General features: G+C 60.8%; 16 protein-coding genes and 2 pseudogenes. 14 read left to right on the forward strand and 4 right to left on the reverse strand.

Going from position 1 to position 18,462, the window contains the following annotated elements:
* Nucleotides 1-60: 60 nt before the first annotated feature.
* The 4 genes from leuB to leuC form a co-directional block, all read right to left on the reverse strand.
* Complete coding sequence (gene leuB, locus ASE98_RS03895; protein ID WP_060540056.1) at nt 61-1,143, reverse strand: 3-isopropylmalate dehydrogenase; 1,083 nt, start codon at nt 1,141-1,143, stop codon at nt 61-63.
* A gap of 66 nt (nt 1,144-1,209) precedes the next feature.
* On the reverse strand, nt 1,210-1,977 hold the full coding sequence (locus ASE98_RS03900; protein ID WP_060540057.1) for a class I SAM-dependent methyltransferase: 768 nt from the start codon (nt 1,975-1,977) through the stop codon (nt 1,210-1,212).
* Between the two features lie 156 nt (nt 1,978-2,133).
* Nucleotides 2,134-2,778, reverse strand: a complete 645-nt coding sequence (gene leuD / locus ASE98_RS03905) for a 3-isopropylmalate dehydratase small subunit (protein WP_060540058.1) — start codon at nt 2,776-2,778, stop codon at nt 2,134-2,136.
* A 10-nt stretch (nt 2,779-2,788) separates the two neighbouring features.
* Nucleotides 2,789-4,207 (reverse strand): 3-isopropylmalate dehydratase large subunit, encoded by a 1,419-nt coding sequence (leuC, locus tag ASE98_RS03910; RefSeq protein ID WP_060540059.1) that lies wholly within the window; start codon nt 4,205-4,207, stop codon nt 2,789-2,791.
* Nucleotides 4,208-4,354: 147 nt separating this feature from the next.
* Between leuC and ASE98_RS03915 the strand changes: the two genes are divergently transcribed.
* From ASE98_RS03915 to ASE98_RS27090, 14 genes and pseudogenes are all read left to right on the forward strand, one after another.
* Nucleotides 4,355-5,245, forward strand: a complete 891-nt coding sequence (locus ASE98_RS03915) for a LysR family transcriptional regulator (protein WP_060540060.1) — start codon at nt 4,355-4,357, stop codon at nt 5,243-5,245.
* A 65-nt stretch (nt 5,246-5,310) separates the two neighbouring features.
* The coding region (locus tag ASE98_RS03920; protein ID WP_236707772.1) for a sensor domain-containing protein at nt 5,311-8,573 on the forward strand (3,263 nt) is incomplete at its 3' end.
* A gap of 1 nt (nt 8,574) precedes the next feature.
* A pseudogene (locus tag ASE98_RS27650) lies at nt 8,575-8,820 on the forward strand (EAL domain-containing protein); the annotation flags it as partial.
* A 358-nt stretch (nt 8,821-9,178) separates the two neighbouring features.
* Nucleotides 9,179-9,848, forward strand: a 670-nt coding sequence (locus ASE98_RS27085) for a PAAR domain-containing protein (RefSeq protein WP_236707773.1), incomplete at its 3' end; no start/stop codon positions are given.
* A 1-nt stretch (nt 9,849) separates the two neighbouring features.
* Nucleotides 9,850-10,759 (forward strand): annotated as a pseudogene (locus ASE98_RS27655) (DUF2515 family protein); the annotation flags it as partial.
* Nucleotides 10,756-11,370 carry a hypothetical protein gene (locus tag ASE98_RS03930; protein WP_060540061.1) on the forward strand — a complete coding sequence of 205 codons (615 nt, stop codon included), beginning with the start codon at nt 10,756-10,758 and terminating at the stop codon, nt 11,368-11,370. The pseudogene ASE98_RS27655 and the gene ASE98_RS03930, both read left to right, overlap by 4 nt.
* 69 nt (nt 11,371-11,439) lie before the next feature.
* Complete coding sequence (locus tag ASE98_RS03935) at nt 11,440-12,063, forward strand: CDP-alcohol phosphatidyltransferase family protein (protein ID WP_060540062.1); 624 nt, start codon at nt 11,440-11,442, stop codon at nt 12,061-12,063.
* 10 nt (nt 12,064-12,073) lie between these two features.
* Nucleotides 12,074-13,828 carry a bifunctional alpha/beta hydrolase/class I SAM-dependent methyltransferase gene (locus ASE98_RS03940; protein WP_060540063.1) on the forward strand — a complete coding sequence of 585 codons (1,755 nt, stop codon included), beginning with the start codon at nt 12,074-12,076 and terminating at the stop codon, nt 13,826-13,828.
* Nucleotides 13,828-15,171, forward strand: a complete 1,344-nt coding sequence (locus ASE98_RS03945; protein ID WP_060540064.1) for a phosphatase PAP2/dual specificity phosphatase family protein — start codon at nt 13,828-13,830, stop codon at nt 15,169-15,171. The genes ASE98_RS03940 and ASE98_RS03945 overlap by 1 nt, the downstream gene beginning before the upstream one ends.
* Entirely contained in the window at nt 15,161-15,616 is a 456-nt protein-coding gene (locus ASE98_RS03950) for a hypothetical protein (protein WP_060540065.1), read from the forward strand. The genes ASE98_RS03945 and ASE98_RS03950 overlap by 11 nt, the downstream gene beginning before the upstream one ends.
* Before the next feature lie 9 nt (nt 15,617-15,625).
* Nucleotides 15,626-16,246: a lysophospholipid acyltransferase family protein gene (locus tag ASE98_RS03955; protein WP_060540066.1), complete on the forward strand. Its 621-nt coding sequence runs from the start codon at nt 15,626-15,628 to the stop codon at nt 16,244-16,246.
* A gap of 1 nt (nt 16,247) precedes the next feature.
* Entirely contained in the window at nt 16,248-17,180 is a 933-nt protein-coding gene (locus tag ASE98_RS03960) for a phosphatidate cytidylyltransferase (RefSeq protein ID WP_060540067.1), read from the forward strand.
* Between the two features lie 488 nt (nt 17,181-17,668).
* A partial coding sequence (locus ASE98_RS25535; protein ID WP_162237380.1) for a PAAR domain-containing protein occupies nt 17,669-17,998 on the forward strand: 330 nt, incomplete at its 3' end.
* A 250-nt stretch (nt 17,999-18,248) separates the two neighbouring features.
* The coding region (locus ASE98_RS27090; protein ID WP_442962690.1) for a DUF2515 family protein at nt 18,249-18,427 on the forward strand (179 nt) is incomplete at its 3' end.
* Nucleotides 18,428-18,462: the final 35 nt, after the last annotated feature.

Genomic DNA, 18,462 nt, shown 5'->3' on the forward strand with positions numbered 1-18,462 from the left:
CACCTTCTTAAAAAGTGGGCCGCTGCTTTCGAAGTTGAAAGTGGCAGCGGGCCCGAGAGATTACAGATTCCGGAGCGCGGCGACTACTGCGTCGCCCATTTCCTGGGTACCGACTTTAGTGCAACCTGCCGACCAGATGTCGCCTGTGCGCAAGCCCTGATCCAGCACCAGGCTGACGGCTTGTTCGATGGCATCGGCCGCGGCCTGCTGGTTGAAGCTGTAACGCAGCATCATCGATACCGACAAAATGGTCGCCAACGGGTTGGCGATGCCCTTGCCTGCGATGTCCGGCGCGGAACCGTGGCAAGGCTCATACATGCCCTTGTTGTTGGTATCCAGGGACGCCGATGGCAGCATGCCGATGGAGCCGGTGAGCATCGACGCCTGGTCGGACAGGATGTCGCCGAACATGTTGTCGGTAACGATCACGTCAAACTGCTTCGGCGCACGCACCAGTTGCATGGCAGCGTTGTCGACGTACATGTGGCTCAGCTCGACTTGCGGGTAATCCTTGGCCACTTCCTCGACGATTTCACGCCACAGCTGGCTGGATGCCAATACGTTGGCCTTGTCCACCGAGCACAGCTTCTTGCCGCGCACCATGGCCATGTCGAAGCCGACACGGGCGATGCGGCGGATTTCGCTTTCGCTGTACGGCAGGGTGTCGTAGGACTGACGCTCGCCATTTTCCAGGGTACGGGTGCCGCGTGGCGCGCCGAAGTAGATGCCGCCGGTCAGTTCGCGAACGATGAGGATGTCCAGGCCGGCGACGATTTCCGGCTTCAGGCTCGAAGCTTCGGCCAGTTGCGGGTACAGGATCGCCGGACGCAGGTTGCCGAACAGGCCCAATTGCGCACGGATTTTCAGCAGGCCGCGCTCAGGGCGGATGTCACGCTCGATGGTGTCCCATTTCGGGCCGCCAACCGCGCCCAGCAGCACGGCATCGGCAGCGCGGGCACGTTCCAGGGTCTCGTCGGCCAGGGGCACGCCGTGCTTGTCGATGGCTGCGCCGCCGATCACGTCGTGGCTCAGCTCGAAGCCGAGGCCGAACCTGTCGCTCGCCAGCTCCAGCACCTTGACCGCTTCGGCCATGATTTCCGGGCCAATACCGTCACCTGGGAGAATCAGAATCTGCTTGCTCATGCTTTCCTCATGTCATCAGTCGGTGCGCCCCTGGGGCACACCCGGAAAAACTCTATCGATCGGTGGCTATCTTTCTACAAACAGCACCAGCACATCGGTACTGAACGAACCATCAGCCTCAATCTCGAAATATTCGCGCACTTCATTGCCCATCGACTGCTGCAACTGGCGGATCGCGGCGCGCATCACCTCGGGTGTGCGCATGCGCTCGACCCAGGAGGTGTATTCCAGACGCAGACGTTGCCGTGTGGTGCTGCGGGTGTGCAACCCCGCTTCGCTCACCTGGCGCAACCACTCGCCCGCAGAGTAATCGCGCACATGGCTGGTGTCGCGCAGCACTTCGACGCTTTGCAGGTAAGTGTCGAACAATGGGCTACCCGGTGACAACACATCGATGAACGCTGCCACGCCACCAGGCTTGAGCACCCGACGCACTTCCCGCAGGGCCAGGCCGAGATCGCTCCAGTGGTGCGCAGAGTAACGGCTGAAGACGAAATCGAACTCGCCATCGGCGAACGGCAGGCGCTCGGCGGCACCGTTGACCGTGGACACGTTGCTCAAGCCACGGTCTTTAGCAGCGGCAGCGACCACATCGAGCATCTGCTGCGACAGGTCGTAGGCCACCACTTCTTTCGCCAATGAGGCTACGTGAAAACTCACATGACCGGCACCGCAACCCAGATCCAGAACCCTGGCATCGCCCTGCCCCGCCAGCTCGGCCTGCAGCAGCGCGAATTCAGTGCCTTGAGCGTGTACGGCGCTGCTCAGGTAGGCCGAGGCCTGTTCACCGAATTGCTTCTGGACTACCTGACTGTGCTGGGCGGTGCTGGTCATGAGGGGCTTCCTTTTGGCGTGAGTCTTGTGTCGTCTGAGCTGCCGTCTTCGCGAGCAAGCCCGCTCCCACAGAGGTTTTGTTTACGCCGCAAATCCAATGTGGGAGCGGGCTTGCTCGCGAAGGGGCCGGCCCTGCTTACATCAATTTCAAATCAATCAAGCATCACGAAACAACCAAGGCTGGCTCGCCCGATGCTTGCCTTCAAACGCCGCAATCGCCTCATGGTCCTGCAACGTCAAGCCGATATCGTCCAGGCCATTCAACAGGCAATGCTTGCGGAAGGCGTCGATTTCAAAGTTCAACACCTTGCCATCCGGACGGGTCACCGTCTGGGCTTGCAGGTCAACCTGCAACTGGTAACCAGGGTTCGCTTCAACCTGCTGGAACAGTTCGTCGACTTCGGCATCGCTCAAGATGATCGGCAGCAAGCCATTCTTGAAGCTGTTGTTGAAGAAGATGTCGGCATAGCTCGGCGCGATGATGCTGCGAAAACCGTATTCTTCCAGTGCCCATGGCGCGTGCTCACGGCTGGAGCCGCAACCGAAGTTCTCGCGGGCCAGCAACACGCTGGCGCCCTGATAACGCTCGGCATTGAGGACGAAGTCCTTGTTCAGCGGGCGCTTGGAGTTGTCCTGATACGGCTGCCCCACATCCAGGTAGCGCCATTCATCGAACAGGTTCGGGCCAAAGCCGGTGCGCTTGATCGATTTCAAGAATTGCTTGGGGATGATCTGGTCAGTGTCGACGTTGGCACGGTCCAAAGGCGCGACAAGTCCAGTGTGCTGGGTAAAAGCTTTCATGCTGCGCTCCTTAGATCAATTCACGGACGTCGACGAAACGACCGTTTACAGCGGCGGCCGCGGCCATGGCCGGGCTGACGAGGTGGGTGCGGCCACCGGCGCCCTGACGGCCTTCGAAGTTGCGGTTGGAGGTCGAGGCGCAATGCTCGCCGGACTCCAAACGGTCCGGATTCATCGCCAGGCACATCGAGCACCCCGGCTCACGCCATTCGAAACCGGCTTCGAGGAAGATCTTGTCCAGGCCTTCCGATTCGGCCTGGGCTTTCACCAGGCCCGAGCCCGGCACCACGATGGCCTGCTTGATGGTCGAAGCCACTTTACGACCCTTGGCGATCACGGCCGCAGCGCGCAAATCTTCGATCCGCGAGTTGGTGCAGGAGCCGATGAACACGCGGTCCAGTTGAATGTCGGTGATCGCCTGATTGGCGGTCAAACCCATGTACTTCAAGGCACGCACGATCGAATCGCGCTTGACCAGGTCCATTTCCTTCGCAGGGTCCGGCACGTTCTGATCCACGGCCAACACCATCTCGGGCGAAGTGCCCCAGCTGACTTGCGGCTTGATCTGGGTCGCGTCGAGTTCGACGACAGTGTCGAATACCGCATCGGCGTCGGACACCAGGTCCTTCCAGGCTTCGACGGCCAAGTCCCACTCAGCGCCTTTCGGGGCGAATGGACGGCCCTTGACGTAAGCCACGGTCTTCTCGTCCGCCGCCACCAGGCCTACGCGAGCGCCGGCCTCGATGGACATGTTGCAGATGGTCATGCGGCCTTCGACGGACAGGTCACGAATCGCGCTGCCGGCGAACTCGATGGCGTGACCGTTACCGCCGGCGGTGCCGATCTTGCCGATCACGGCCAGAACGATGTCCTTGGCAGTCACACCGAACGGCAACTTGCCTTCGACAGACACCAGCATGTTCTTCATTTTCTTGGCGACCAGGCACTGGGTGGCGAGCACGTGCTCGACCTCGGAAGTGCCGATACCGTGAGCCAGGGCACCAAACGCGCCGTGGGTCGAGGTATGGGAGTCGCCGCAGACCACGGTCATGCCCGGCAAGGTCGCACCCTGCTCCGGGCCGATGACGTGGACGATGCCCTGGCGAACGTCGTTCATCTTGAATTCGACGATGCCGTATTCGTCGCAGTTGTCGTCGAGGGTCTGGACCTGCAGACGCGAGACCTGGTCAACGATGGCCTCGACGCCGCCCTTACGCTCAGGCGTGGTCGGTACGTTGTGGTCCGGGGTCGCAATGTTGGCATCGATGCGCCAAGGCTTGCGCCCGGCCAGACGCAGGCCTTCGAAGGCTTGCGGCGAGGTCACTTCGTGAATGATGTGACGATCGATGTAGATCAACGCAGAGCCATCGTCGCGCTGCTTGACCAAATGCGAATCCCAGAGCTTGTCGTAGAGCGTTTTGCCGGCCATCAGACGGTTTCCTCATCAGCTTGTTTCTATGCCTTGGGTCTGAGCGATTCAATAACCCCTTGGCTTGTGAGGCTGATCCTATGGCGTTACATTAAATAACTCAAATTCATATTTTTTATGCTTTGGATAACCATCTGGAATACAACCATGGACCTGGCCAACCTCAATGCTTTTATTGCCATCGCCGAGACCGGCAGCTTCTCCGGCGCCGGTGAACGCCTGCACCTGACCCAGCCGGCCATCAGCAAGCGCATCGCCGGGCTGGAGCAGCAATTGAAGGTGCGCCTGTTCGATCGCCTGGGTCGCGAAGTCAGCCTGACCGAAGCCGGCCGCGCCCTGCTGCCGCGGGCCTATCAGATTCTGAACGTGCTCGATGATACCCGCCGCGCCCTGACCAACCTCACCGGCGAAGTGAGCGGCCGCCTGACCCTCGCCACCAGCCACCACATCGGCCTGCATCGGCTGCCGCCTTTGTTAAGGGAGTTCACCCGACGCTATCCCCAAGTAGCACTGGATATTCAGTTCCTCGACTCGGAAGTGGCCTATGAAGAGATCCTCCACGGCCGCGCCGAGCTGGCGGTCATCACCCTGGCCCCGGAACCCCACACACTGGTCAAAGCCACACCGGTGTGGGACGACCCGCTGGACTTCGTGGTCGCCCCCGAGCACTCGCTGATCAACAACGGCAAGGTCAGCCTGGCCGACATTGCCCGGCATCCGGCGGTATTCCCCGGCGGCAACACCTTTACCCACCACATCGTCCAGCGCCTCTTTGAAGCCCAGGGCCTGACGCCGAACATCGCCATGAGCACCAACTACCTGGAAACCATCAAGATGATGGTCTCGATCGGCCTGGCCTGGAGCGTGTTGCCGCGCACGATGCTCGATGAACAGGTCGCGCGCATACCTTTGCCGGGCATACAGCTCACTCGCCAGCTAGGCTATATCCTGCACACGGAAAGGACGCTGTCGAATGCTGCGCGGGCCTTCATGGCCTTGCTGGATGCTCAAATCGAACTGCCAGGGACTCAAGGCTGACTTGTGCTACTCCTATAGGGCCGCGAATTCCTGCAACAAACGCCTATTCAGCTCAAGGCCTGCCAATGCCGAAATCTGTTGACCGTATTCCACCGATGCCACGTATTCAGGCGCTTGATCCCAAAAACTCCGAACAGAGCTGGGAAAGCGCCTCTCAATTGCTGGCCGCACTCAATGGCGCGCGCCTGGGTGCCTGGTATTGGGACATCGAACGCGGGCAGATCAGTTGGTCCCGGGGCACTCAGGCGCTGTTCGGCTTCGACCCCCGGCAACCGCTGCCGGCCGATCTGGAATACCTCGACTTGCTGGCCCCGGAGGATCGGGCGAAAACCGTGCGCGCCTTCCACGCAGTCGTTGCCGGCGCGCCGCTGGAACAGGTGATGCGCCACCGCATCCGCTGGCCCGACGGCAGCCTGCACTGGCTGGAAATCAGCGGCAGCCTGGTACCAGACAAAAAAGGCCGCCCGCGAATGATTGGCGTGATCCGCGAAATCACCCAGCAGCGCCAGCGCGAGCAGGCGTTGAGCAGCTCGGAAAAGCGCTTTGCCACATTGTTTCACCTGTGCCCGAACATGGTCCTGCTGACCCGCCAGGAAGACGGCCTGATCACCGAAGCCAACCAGCATTTCGAAAGCCTGTTCGGCTGGCCGGTGCAACACGCGATCGGTCGTACCACCCTGGAGCTTGGGCTGTGGGTGCATCCGCAACAGCGAGCGGAACTGGTCGCGGCCACCAAGGCCAAGGGTGACCTGGTGAGCATGGAGGTGCAATTTCGCGCCAGTAACGGGCGGATCCTCGACGGCATTCTCAGCGCTCAGAAAGTCGAACTCGAAGGCCAACCCTATCTGCTGAGCACCTTCCTCGACACCACCGAACGCAAAGTCGCCGAACAGGCCCTCAAGGACAGTCAGGAACGCCTCGACCTGGCCCTGGACTCGGCGCAGCTCGGCACCTGGGACTGGCACATTCCCAGCGGCATGCTGTATGGCTCGGCGCGCGCCGCCCAACTGCACGGGCTGGAGCCCAAACCCTTCCACGAAGCCTTCGAAGCGTTTTTTGAAGGAGTGCCCGGCGATGAACGCGACACCATGCGCGACGCCTATCGCAGCTTGCGCGAAGGTCCGGCCGGCAATTATCAGCTGACCTATCGCGTACAGTTGCCCGACGGCAGCTCACGCTACCTGGAAAGCCGCGCCCGCCTCTACCGGGATGAAAACGGTGTGCCCCTGCGCATGGCCGGCACCCTGCTCGACATCACCGATCAGGTCGAGCGCGAACAACGGCTGGTGGCCTCCGAAGAGAAATTCGCCACCCTGTTCCAGGTCAGCCCGGACCCGATCTGCGTGACTCGCCAGGACACCGGTCAGTTCATCGAGATCAACTCCAGCTTCAGCCAGATCTTCGGCTGGAGCGCCACCGATGTGATAGGCCGCAGCGCCGACGAAATCGGCCTGTGGGACGCTTCGGCAAAAAGCCTGCAACGGATCGAACGAGTCATCCGCGAACAAGGCCTGGACAATGTGGCCATCCTCGTCCGGCACAAGGACGGACAATCCCTGACCTGTGTGATATCCAGCCGCCAGATCAGTGTCGGGGAGCAGCCGTGCATCGTCACCACCTTGCGCGACATCAGCCAGCAGCAGCGCTCGGAAGCCGCTCTCAAGTCCAGCGAAGAGAAGTTCGCCAAGGCGTTCCACTCCAGCCCCGACGCCATCACCATCACCGAGCGCGACACCGGCCGTTATCTGGAGGTCAACGATGGTTTTTGCCGCCTGACCGGCTACCGGGCCGACGAAGTGATCGGCCGCACGGTGTATCAGGTCGGAATCTGGGCTGAAGACAAGCAGCGCTCAGCGCTGCTGGCCGAGCTGCAACTCAAGGGCCGGGTTCACCACCAGGAGATGCTCGGGCGTAACAAGCGCGGCGAGCTGCTGACCGTCGAAGTCTCGGTGGAACCCATCACCCTCAATGAAACCGCGTGCCTGCTGCTCACCGCGCGGGACGTCAGCCTGCTGAAAAATGCCGAAGCGCAGATCCGCCATCTGGCCTATCACGATCCGCTGACCAACCTGCCCAACCGCGCCCTGCTGATGGACCGCCTGAGCCAGCAGATCGCCCTGCTCAAGCGCCACAACCTGCGCGGTGCGCTGATGTTCCTCGACCTCGATCACTTCAAGCACATCAACGACTCTCTCGGCCACCCGGTCGGCGATACCGTGCTGAAGATCATCACCGCCCGCCTTGAAGCCAGCGTCCGCATGGAAGACACCGTGGCCCGCCTCGGTGGTGACGAATTCGTGGTGCTGCTCAGCGGCCTCGAAGGTTCGCGCAACGAGGTCAACGATCAGGTACTGGAGCTGGCCGACACCATTCGCGAACTGCTGTCGGAGCCGATGTTCCTCGATGGCCAGCGCCTGCAAGTGACACCGAGCATCGGCATCGCCCTGATTCCCGACCACGGCTCGACGCCCACCGACCTGCTCAAGCGCGCCGACATCGCGCTTTATCGCGCCAAGGATTCGGGGCGCAATACCGCGCAGATGTATCACAACACCATGCAGAAGGCCGCGAGCGAGCGCCTGCGCATGGAAACCGACCTGCGCCAGGCCTTGTCCCGGGGCGAATTTCACGTGCACTACCAACCCCAGGTCGACGCCCGCGGCGACCGCATCGTCGGCGCCGAAGCGCTGGTACGCTGGAACCACCCGGAGCTCGGCGCGCAATCGCCCAGCGAGTTCATCAAGGTCCTGGAAGACAGCGGGCTGATTCTGGAGGTCGGCAACTGGATCCTCGATGAAGCCTGTCACGCCTTCGAGCACTTGGTCGCAAATGGCCTGGTGGACCCGCACAGGTTCAGCCTGTGCGTGAACATAAGCCCACGCCAGTTCCGCCAGAACGACTTTGTCGAGCGCGTCGAAAACAGCCTGACCAGCTGCGGCCTGCCCTGCTCGCTACTGAAACTGGAAATCACCGAAGGCATCGTGATCCAGAACCTGGAAGACACCATCAACAAAATGCGCCGCCTGAAGAAGCTCGGCGTCAGTTTTGCCATGGACGACTTCGGCACCGGTTACTCCTCACTGACTCACCTCAAGCGCCTGCCCGTCGACACCCTGAAAATCGACCAGTCGTTCATCCGCGACGCCACCAGTGATCCGAACGACGCCGAGATCATCCGCGCCATCGTCGCCATGGCCCACAGCCTGGATCTTAAGGTGATTGCCGAAGGYGTGGAGACAGCGGAACAGCTGGAGTTTCTGCAGGGGCTGGAGTGCCATTTTTATCAGGGGTATCTGTACAGCCCGCCACTGCCGATCGCAGAGTTCCANCTGCCCGTCGACACCCTGAAAATCGACCAGTCGTTCATCCGCGACGCCACCAGTGATCCGAACGACGCCGAGATCATCCGCGCCATCGTCGCCATGGCCCACAGCCTGGATCTTAAGGTGATTGCCGAAGGCGTGGAGACAGCGGAACAGCTGGAGTTTCTGCAGGGGCTGGAGTGCCATTTTTATCAGGGGTATCTGTACAGCCCGCCACTGCCGATCGCAGAGTTCCAGAAACTCCTGAAATAACACAACCCCNTTCTGCAGGGGCTGGAGTGCCATTTTTATCAGGGGTATCTGTACAGCCCGCCACTGCCGATCGCAGAGTTCCAGAAACTCCTGAAATAACACAACCCCCGCAGGAACTGCCGAACGGCCCGAGCCTTCGGCAGATCCTACAGAACATCAAGAACCGTCCTACACCAAACAACGCAACCTCCGATTTATCTCCCTGCACCGCCTCACTAGCGTGTTCGTCCCTGCCAATAGACCAAGGACAACCCTGCCATGAGGCGTTATCACATCACCGTCGGCGCCACCACCACGGTCGACNACACCGCCTCACTAGCGTGTTCGTCCCTGCCAATAGACCAAGGACAACCCTGCCATGAGGCGTTATCACATCACCGTCGGCGCCACCACCACGGTCGACGGCACCGTGAAAACCGGCTACCCGTACCGCGACATCAACGGCCAGCTCATGGCCCGCGAGGGCGATGACGTCTATTGCCCGGAGTGCGACAGTACCGGCACCATCGTCTGCGACGGCCCGCGCCTGTCGGAATATATGGACGATCGCCGGGCCGCCCTGGAAGGCGACCTGTGCCACTGCAAATGCGACCCGTCGCCCCGGTTGATTGCCGTCCAGACCCTGGTGTGCCAGGAGATCGAGACGCCCAAAGTCGCCCCGCCTCAACGCACCGCCGCACCACCCGCACCACCCGCTACGCCGGCTGCACAGCACCCGCCCGCCGCCGAAGCGCGTCCTGCCAATTTCACCCCAACACCGAGCCGACCGGTGTCGTCCTACAGCGAACTGCCCGGGCACGCCTGCGAGAACCTCTGGCGTGGTTATCAACAACGGGTGGAAAACGTCGTGGCACCGGGTGGCAAGTTGATTACCGATCCCAAGGCGCGCAACAAGGCGATCAATGCCGCCTACGCCCAGCTTTGGCGACACGATCAACGTTTCCAGTGGGCGGGCCTTGCAGCCTTTGCTTCGAAACAGGTTGGCTGCGGATTGCTGCATGCGGCGGAGTCGGTCGAGAAAATGCAGGNCGATCAACGTTTCCAGTGGGCGGGCCTTGCAGCCTTTGCTTCGAAACAGGTTGGCTGCGGATTGCTGCATGCGGCGGAGTCGGTCGAGAAAATGCAGGCTGAATCAGAGGCTATGCAGCAGTTGCGGGACAGCTCACGAAAAGGGCTGGCCGGTTTGATCAGCCCCAGTGAACGCGAAAAGCGCGCAGCAATAAGGGAGTTCGAACAGCGCCAACGGGACTACGAACAGGCCAACCGTGACAACCCGGTGTGGGGGTTTACCCATTGGGGTGTCGACAGTGCGTTGCCCCTTGCGCAACAGGCGTACCGGTTTGTGCATGAGATGCTGGCGATGGGTAATACCACGCTGTTTCTCGATGTGTATCCGTTGCATGTGTTTTATGCGGAGCGTGGGTTGGAGGCGTTGAAGGATTGTCTGGGGGCACGTAGCAACATATATGGGCAGAGTGAAAACCCTGTGCTTTGGCCAATCGGGCACGAAAAGCTTAAGTTCGGAACTGATCACAAGGAAATCCTCCTGGCCTTCGAGGCGATTGACGCTGGCAATATCGCGGAAAGTGTCGCACTTCTTGCCGAGCACGAGCAGGTCAACATCCTGCAACCGGCGATGTACGATCACAGTGGAATGAAATGGATGATGCGCGGTAACCATTTATCCTACGTCACCGACGTTCCTTCCGGGGCGGCTCAGGCCATTGAACTGACCCTGGCCAGTCAGTGCCGTCCTGTCGAGGACGAGCGCACCATTGGATTTAGTAACTTCCCCTTCGCCGACCTGGCTGACGTCAAGAGCCGTATGGCCTTCGTGCTTAAAGCCGCGGCCCAGTTTGACGATTTGCTGCAAAGCGACCAGCGCGATCGGATTGCGCAGTCGATTCGGGAAATCGCCTTGGGTGGGGGCGTACGATGAGTTTGATGCACCATCTGCGTTGGCGGCGTGGCATTTTGGTAGTGGTGGTCGCATGCCTCCTGACGCTATCAGCAATTGTGTTGCTATCGGACGACCCGGAAATCGCCTTGGTAATTGGCGAGCCATACGAGGCAATGCGCCAGCGTTCCAGCGCAAGTATCGATTCAGCCATACCGGGCCACTCCTGGTTCAACATTCCCAAGTCTGATGCCCGTCTTCGCTTCGCAGATCCCCAATTCGGCTTTGTGACGCCATTGGCCCGATTCTTTACCGTGAGTTTTACGGATGAGAAGGTGAGGAGTGTCCGTATGTCCCCACAAATCGAGCCACTACTGCTCGACGACGCACTCAAGGTTGTACTGGATTTACAGGACCAATGGCGCAACGCTGGTTGGGTGCCCATCCGGAGCAAGGAGTTCCCATCATTTGCCGACACCCCGCAATGGCGAGTCCAATTACGGGACGTGAACAAAGGCGGAAAAACCTATTGGCATGCGGGAAACCAGTATCAAGTGATGATGTTGGTTAATCGCTTCAAGGACAACAAGCGTCCCACAGAAGAACGCTACCTGATCACGCTGTCACTGGCCACGCCCTGGACCAACCCTTGATCCGGCCTCGCAAGTTGGCATCTACACTCGTTAACCATAACCCCTTTCACTGGCTGAGACCCTCTCAACGTGCCCAGCATCTACCAGATCAAACCCGCCTTCCAAAACCTCCTGCGCCCCTTGGTCCGACGGTTGTTCGACAAAGGCACCACCGCCAACCAGATCACTATGCTGGCAGGCATCGGCTCGGTGCTCGTGGGCGTAGTGATCGCCGCTTTCGTGCACCACCCCGGGGTGTTTGTGCTGGTGCCTGTATGGATGCTGGTGCGCATGGCGCTCAACGCAATCGATGGCATGCTCGCCCGTGAATTCAACCAGCAGTCGAATCTTGGCGCCTATCTCAACGAGCTCTGCGACATCGCCGCCGACTGCGCGCTTATCCTGCCTTTCGCGCTGTTGCCGGGTGTCAGCCTGTGGCTGGTGCTGCTGGTGAGCCTGCTCGCCTTGTTCAGCGAGTACAGCGGCGTGCTGGGGCCGATGGTCGGTGCCTCGCGGCGCTACGACGGGCCGATGGGTAAAAGCGACCGGGCTTTCGTGCTGGGGGTCGTGGCCACCGGCATCGCACTGGGCTGGCTCGGCGCCCTGTGGATCAATGGGGTGTTCGCAGTCATCGCCGGGCTGTTGCTCTGCACGCTGGTCAATCGGGTCCGCCAGGGACTCAAGGAAGCACAACAAGACAGCCCTACGGCATAAGGAAATGGCAATGCGCGAAGCTCAAGACCAGACATTCACCACCCACGATGGCGTGGAATTGTTCTACCGCTACTGGCCCGGCATCCCTGAGGCGGATGAACCGCGCAAGGCCGTATTGTTGTTTCACCGTGGCCATGAGCACTCCGGGCGTATTGCACATCTGGTGGATGAACTGGACCTTCCCGGTTTTGACTTCTTTGCCTGGGACGCCCGCGGTCATGGACGCTCTCCCGGCGCCCGGGGCGACAGTCCGGGCTTCGCCACCAGCGTGCGTGATGTCCAAACCTTCTGCGAGCACTTGGGGACGACCTACCAGATAGACGAGGAAAACCTGGCGGTGATCGCCCAGAGCGTCGGCGCGGTGATCGTGGCGACCTGGGCTCACGATTACGCGCCACGGATTCGCTCGCTGGTGCTGGCGTCACCGGCATTCAAGGTCAAGCTGTATGTGCCCTTCGCCCGTCAGGGGCTGGGGTTGATGCGCCAGTGGCGCGGCAACTTTTTCGTCAACAGCTACGTCAAGGCACGCTTTCTCACTCATGACCCGCAACGCGCCGCCAGCTACGACAACGACCCGCTGATTACCAAGGCCATCTCGGTCAACGTCCTGTTGGGCCTTTACGAAGCCGCCGAACGAGTCGTCGCCGATGCCCAGGCAATTCAGATACCCACTCAACTGCTGATCTCAGGCGCCGATTTCGTCGTGCATCGCCAACCCCAGGAACAGTTCTTCGAACGCCTGGGCAGCCTTCACAAGGAAAAACATATCCTGCCGGGATTTTTCCACGACACACTGGGCGAAAGGGATAGAGGACCTGCCGTCGCCAGCGCACGCCGCTTCATTCTGCAAAGCTTTGAACAAGCACTCGAAAGACCTTCGTTACTGACAGCCGATCGCCTGGGCCTGACCTGCGCCGAATCCGAATCCTTGGCAGCAGCCCTGCCGCGCAATTCCCTGCGCGACCTGTACTGGCGCATGACCCGCGCCAGCCTGAGACTTGGCAGCCGGCTGTCATCCGGCGTCAAGCTGGGCTTCGACACCGGTTTCGATTCCGGCAGCACCCTGGACTACGTCTACCGCAATACTCCCACCGGCACCTCGGGCCTCGGCCGCCTGATCGACCGCAATTACCTTGACTCCATCGGCTGGCGCGGCATCCGACAACGCAAACTGCACGTCGAGGAGCTGCTGCGCCTGGCCATGCAGCAATTACGCGAGCAAGGTAGCGAAGTGCGTATCGTCGATATCGCTGCCGGGCATGGTCGCTACATTCTCGAAGCCTTGCAGGGCGTCAACCCGCTACCCGAGTCGATCTTGTTGCGTGATTACAGCGACATCAATGTGCGTGACGGTAACGCGTTGATTCGGGAAAAAGGCCTGGAGGGTATCGCGCAATTCGTCAAGGGCGATGCGTTTGACCGTACCGACCTCGCCGCGCTACAGCCCAGGCCGACGCTGGCCGTAGTCTCCGGTCTATACGAGCTGTTTGCCGACAATCAAATGGTTGGCGCTTCCTTGGCCGGCCTCGCCGATGCCGTGGAACCCGGCGGCTATCTGGTATATACCGGCCAGCCCTGGCACCCGCAACTGGAACTGATCGCCCGCGCCCTGACCAGTCACCGCGAAGGCCAGGCCTGGGTCATGCGTCGACGCACCCAGGCGGAAATGGATCAACTGGTGGCAGCCGCCGGCTTCCGCAAAATCTGCCTGCGCGTCGATGAATGGGGCATCTTCAGTGTGGCGCTCGCCCAAAGGGTCTCGTGATGCTGCGTCTGGCAAACCCGGCACGCGAGCCGGGTCTGATCAAGCCTGCACTGCTTTGGTTGCTACTGCTGGCGCCGCTGTTCTTTGGCACCTATGGCTTCGCCACCTGGTTCACCACCCAGCGCGATGATGTCGGCACTCTGGTGTTCAGCTGGGAAAACCACATGCCGTTCTGGGGCTGGAGCATCGTCCCGTACTGGTCCATTGACTTGCTGTACGGACTTTCCCTGCTGCTGCCCGACAGTCGACAGGAACTGAAACGCCATGCCTTGCGACTGCTCACAGCACAGTTGGTCGCCGTCAGCTGTTTTCTGATCTGGCCGTTGCGCTTCACCTTCGCCCGGCCGGAAATGGATGGCGTGTTTGGCTGGATGTTCGATGTGCTGGCCGGCTTTGACAAGCCGTTCAATCAGGCTCCATCCCTCCACATCGCACTGCTGGTGGTGTTGTGGTCCTGCTACCAGCGGCACTTGCAGGGTGTCTGGCGGGTATTGATGCATGGCTGGTTCGCCCTGATCGGGATCTCGGTGCTGACCACCTACCAACACCACTTCATTGATCTGCCCACGGGCGCCTTGCTCGGCTGGCTGTGTGTCTGGCTGTGGCCGCTTGAAGGTCCCAGCCCCTTGCACGGCGCACGCCTGACAACAGAGAAAAAGCGCTGGCGACTGGCGCTGTATTACCTGCTGGGGGCTATCGCTTGCGTTATCCCGGCCTTTGCCGGCAAGGGGGCGTGGCTGTGGCTGCTCTGGCCTGCCGTGGCGTTGCTGCTGGTGGCACTCAATTATGCTGTGCTGGACGTCGGTGGCTTTCAGAAACGCGCTGATGGGCGCCTGTCCGCTGCCGCCCGCTGGTTGCTGGCGCCCTACCTGATCGCGGCCCGGCTCAACTCGCGCCTGTGGACCCGCAAGGATCCAGATCCCGATCTGGTACTCGACAACGTCTGGCTCGGACGCATACCGACTCCACAGGAACTCGAGGACAGTACCTTCACCGCAGTCGTCGACCTTTGTGCCGAACTCTCGCTCAACCCTGGTTGCATCGCCTACCGCTCATTGCCTGTCCTGGACCTTACGGCACCCGGCACAGCGCTAATCGGAGAAGCGGCGCTGGCCATCGAAAGTCTGCGCCAGCAAGGGCCGTTGCTGGTTTGCTGCGCCCTGGGTTATTCGCGCAGCGCCACTGCGGTGGCTGCATGGCTGCTACACACCGGGCGGGCTGCAAGTGTCGAAGAAGCCGTTGCGCTGATCCAGCTCGCACGCCCGGGGATTGTCCTCGGTGCTCGCCACCGCCAGGTACTGGAACAACTATCGCAAACCAGAGAGGTAAGCCGTGTCCATTGATATGCAGTTATACGTGACAGCCAGTCTGTTGCGTCGTGGTAGCTCTCTGGATCGACTGTCCAACGGCCTTACGCTGTTGGGTGCCTTGTTTGGCCTGAGCCAGTCCCTCCTGGCAGAACAGGGGTTCTGGAGCGCGACCTGCAGCTGCGGGCTGCTGTTGCTCGGCCTGGGGCAAAAATACTGGGCGCTGCGGGTGGCTTTCGATGCCGATCTGTTCCAACGCCTTGCCGAGCGAGCTGAAAACCTTCCCGAGCAAACACTGGCTCTGGATCAAGCCCTGACAACGCTCAATTTGCAGCCCGCCGAACATGGCGGCCGCCCCTGGAGCGAACGTATCGCCGGCGCCCTGAAACTGTTGCGCCGCCAGGTGCTGCTAGTGACGGCACAGGTACTGTTGACCCTGTTTTTCATCCTGGCCGGCCCTTGGCTGAACTTTGCCGGATAAGGAGTTCTCATGCTGGAACCCGTAGTTGCCACCCTCATTACCTCCGCCGCCCGACTGCTCACCGGTGCTCGCAGCCTGTGGTTGGGGTGCGCGCCGCAAACGGTGCAGCGCATCTATTTCGCCAATCACAGCAGTCATGGCGACTTCGTTCTGCTCTGGGCCTCCTTGCCAGCTCCCTTGCGCCACATCACTCGTCCGGTTGCTGGCGCGGATTACTGGCTCAAAAGCGCCCTGCGTCGGTACATCATCAAAAGGGTTTTCAATGGCGTGTTGATTGACCGTGAACGCAAGGACACTGCCGACAATCCCTTGCAGCCGATGCTCGACGCCCTGGAAAACGGCGATTCGCTGATCATCTTCCCGGAAGGCACACGCAACCCCGAAGACGGTCTGTTGCCATTTAAAAGCGGGCTGTATCACCTGGCCAGGCAATACCCCCAGGCTCAATTGATTCCGGTGTGGATCGCTAACCTCAACCGCGTCATGCCCAAGGGCCGTGTCCTGCCGTTGCCGCTGTTGTGCACCATCAGCTTTGGCGACCCGCTGGCGCTGGACGAAGACGAAAGCAAGGCGCAGTTTCTCGAACGCAGCCGCGAAGCGCTGCTGACTCTCGCCGGGGAGCACGCCTGACATGGACAAACAGACATTGATGTTATTTGCCGGCATCGGCGCGTTTCTGCTGCTGGCCTCGCTGATCGGTTTTGTGCTCAAGCGACGCACCCGTGGTAGCCCCAACCCGGTGATCGACAACCTCAACGCCCGAATCAACGCCTGGTGGGTAATGGTGCTGGTGATTGGTATCGCCTTCTGGCTCGGCACCGGCGCAGTGATCCTGCTGTTCTACACCGTGTCGTTCTACGCCCTGCGCGAGTTCCTGACTCTCACGCCCACCCGCCGCAGCGACTACCCCGCATTGGTGGCGGCCTTCTACCTGGCGCTGCCGCTGCAGTACCTGTTGATCTATTACGACTGGTACGGACTGTTCTCGATCTTCATTCCGGTCTACGTGTTCTTGCTCCTTCCGATCCTGGCGTCCATGGGCGGCGACAGCACGCACTTCCTCGAGCGAGCCTCGAAAGTCCAGTGGGGCTTGATGATCGCGGTGTTCTGCGTATCCCATGTGCCCGCCCTGCTGACCCTGGACATCATCGGTTATGAGGGGCGGAACCTGCTTTTGATCGCCTATCTGATAATCGTGGTGCAGATGTCGGACGTGCTGCAGTACGTTTGTGGCAAATTGCTCGGTAAACGCAAGATCGCCCCGAACCTGTCGCCTTCCAAAACGCTGGAAGGCTTTGTCGGCGGCATTGTGCTGGCCTCGCTGATCGGCTGCGGATTGTGGTGGATCACACCGTTCACCGCCTGGCAGTCACTGCTCATTGCCCTGCTGATCAATTTGCTGGGGTTTGCCGGCGGCATCGTGATGTCGGCGATCAAGCGCGACCGTGGCGTAAAGGACTGGGGGCATATGATCGAAGGCCATGGCGGCATGCTCGACCGACTGGACTCGGTGTGCTTTGCGGCACCTATTTTCTTTCATCTGGTGCGCTATGGCTGGACTTGATAGAACCGTGCCGACAAAAACATCCCCGACAAATCGGCACTGCCCGTCGACACCCTGAAAATCGACCAGTCGTTCATCCGCGACGCCACCAGTGATCCGAACGACGCCGAGATCATCCGCGCCATCGTCGCCATGGCCNTTCTGCAGGGGCTGGAGTGCCATTTTTATCAGGGGTATCTGTACAGCCCGCCACTGCCGATCGCAGAGTTCCAGAAACTCCTGAAATAACACAACCCCTGCAGGAACTGCCGAACGCGGCCTGAGCCTTCGGCAGATCCTACAGAACATCAAGAACCGTCCTACACCAAACAACGCAACCTCTGATTTATCTCCCTACACCGCCTCACTAGCGTGTTCGTCCCTGCCAATAGACCAAGGACAACCCTGCCATGAGGCGTTATCACATCACCGTCGGCGCCACCACCACGGTCGACNCACCGCCTCACTAGCGTGTTCGTCCCTGCCAATAGACCAAGGACAACCCTGCCATGAGGCGTTATCACATCACCGTCGGCGCCACCACCACGGTCGACGGCACCGTGAAAACCGGCTACCCGTACCGCGACATCAACGGCCAGTTCATGGCCCGCGAGGGCGATGACGTCTATTGCCCGGAGTGCGACAGCACCGGCACCATCGTCTGCGACGGCCCGCGCCTTTCGGATTATCTGGACGATCGCCGGGCCGCCCTGGAAGGCGACCTGTGCCACTGCAAATGCGACCCGTCGCCCCGGTTGATTGCCGTCCAGACCCTGGTGTGCCAGGAGATCGAGACGCCCAAAGTCGCCCCGCCTCAACGCACCGCCGCACCACCCGCANGACCCGTCGCCCCGGTTGATTGCCGTCCAGACCCTGGTGTGCCAGGAGATCGAGACGCCCAAAGTCGCCCCGCCTCAACGCACCGCCGCACCACCCGCAACGCCGGCTACACAGCACCCGCCCGCCGCCGAAGCGCGTCCTGCCAATTACACCCCAACGCCGGGCCGGCCGGTGTCGTCCTACAGCGAACTGCCCGGGCACGCCTGCGAGAACCTCTGGCGTGGTTATCAACAACGGGTGGAAAACGTCGTGGCACCGGGCGGCAAGCTGATTACCGATCCCAAGGCGCGCAACAAGGCGATCAATGCCGCCTACGCCCAGCTTTGGCGGCACGATCAACGTTTCCAGTGGGCGGGCCTTGCAGCCTTTGCTTCGAAACAGGTTGGCTGCGGATTGCTGCATGCGGCGGAGTCGGTCGAGAAAATGCANCGATCAACGTTTCCAGTGGGCGGGCCTTGCAGCC

Source organism: Pseudomonas sp. Leaf48 (assembly GCF_001421885.1).
Lineage (GTDB): Bacteria > Pseudomonadota > Gammaproteobacteria > Pseudomonadales > Pseudomonadaceae > Aquipseudomonas.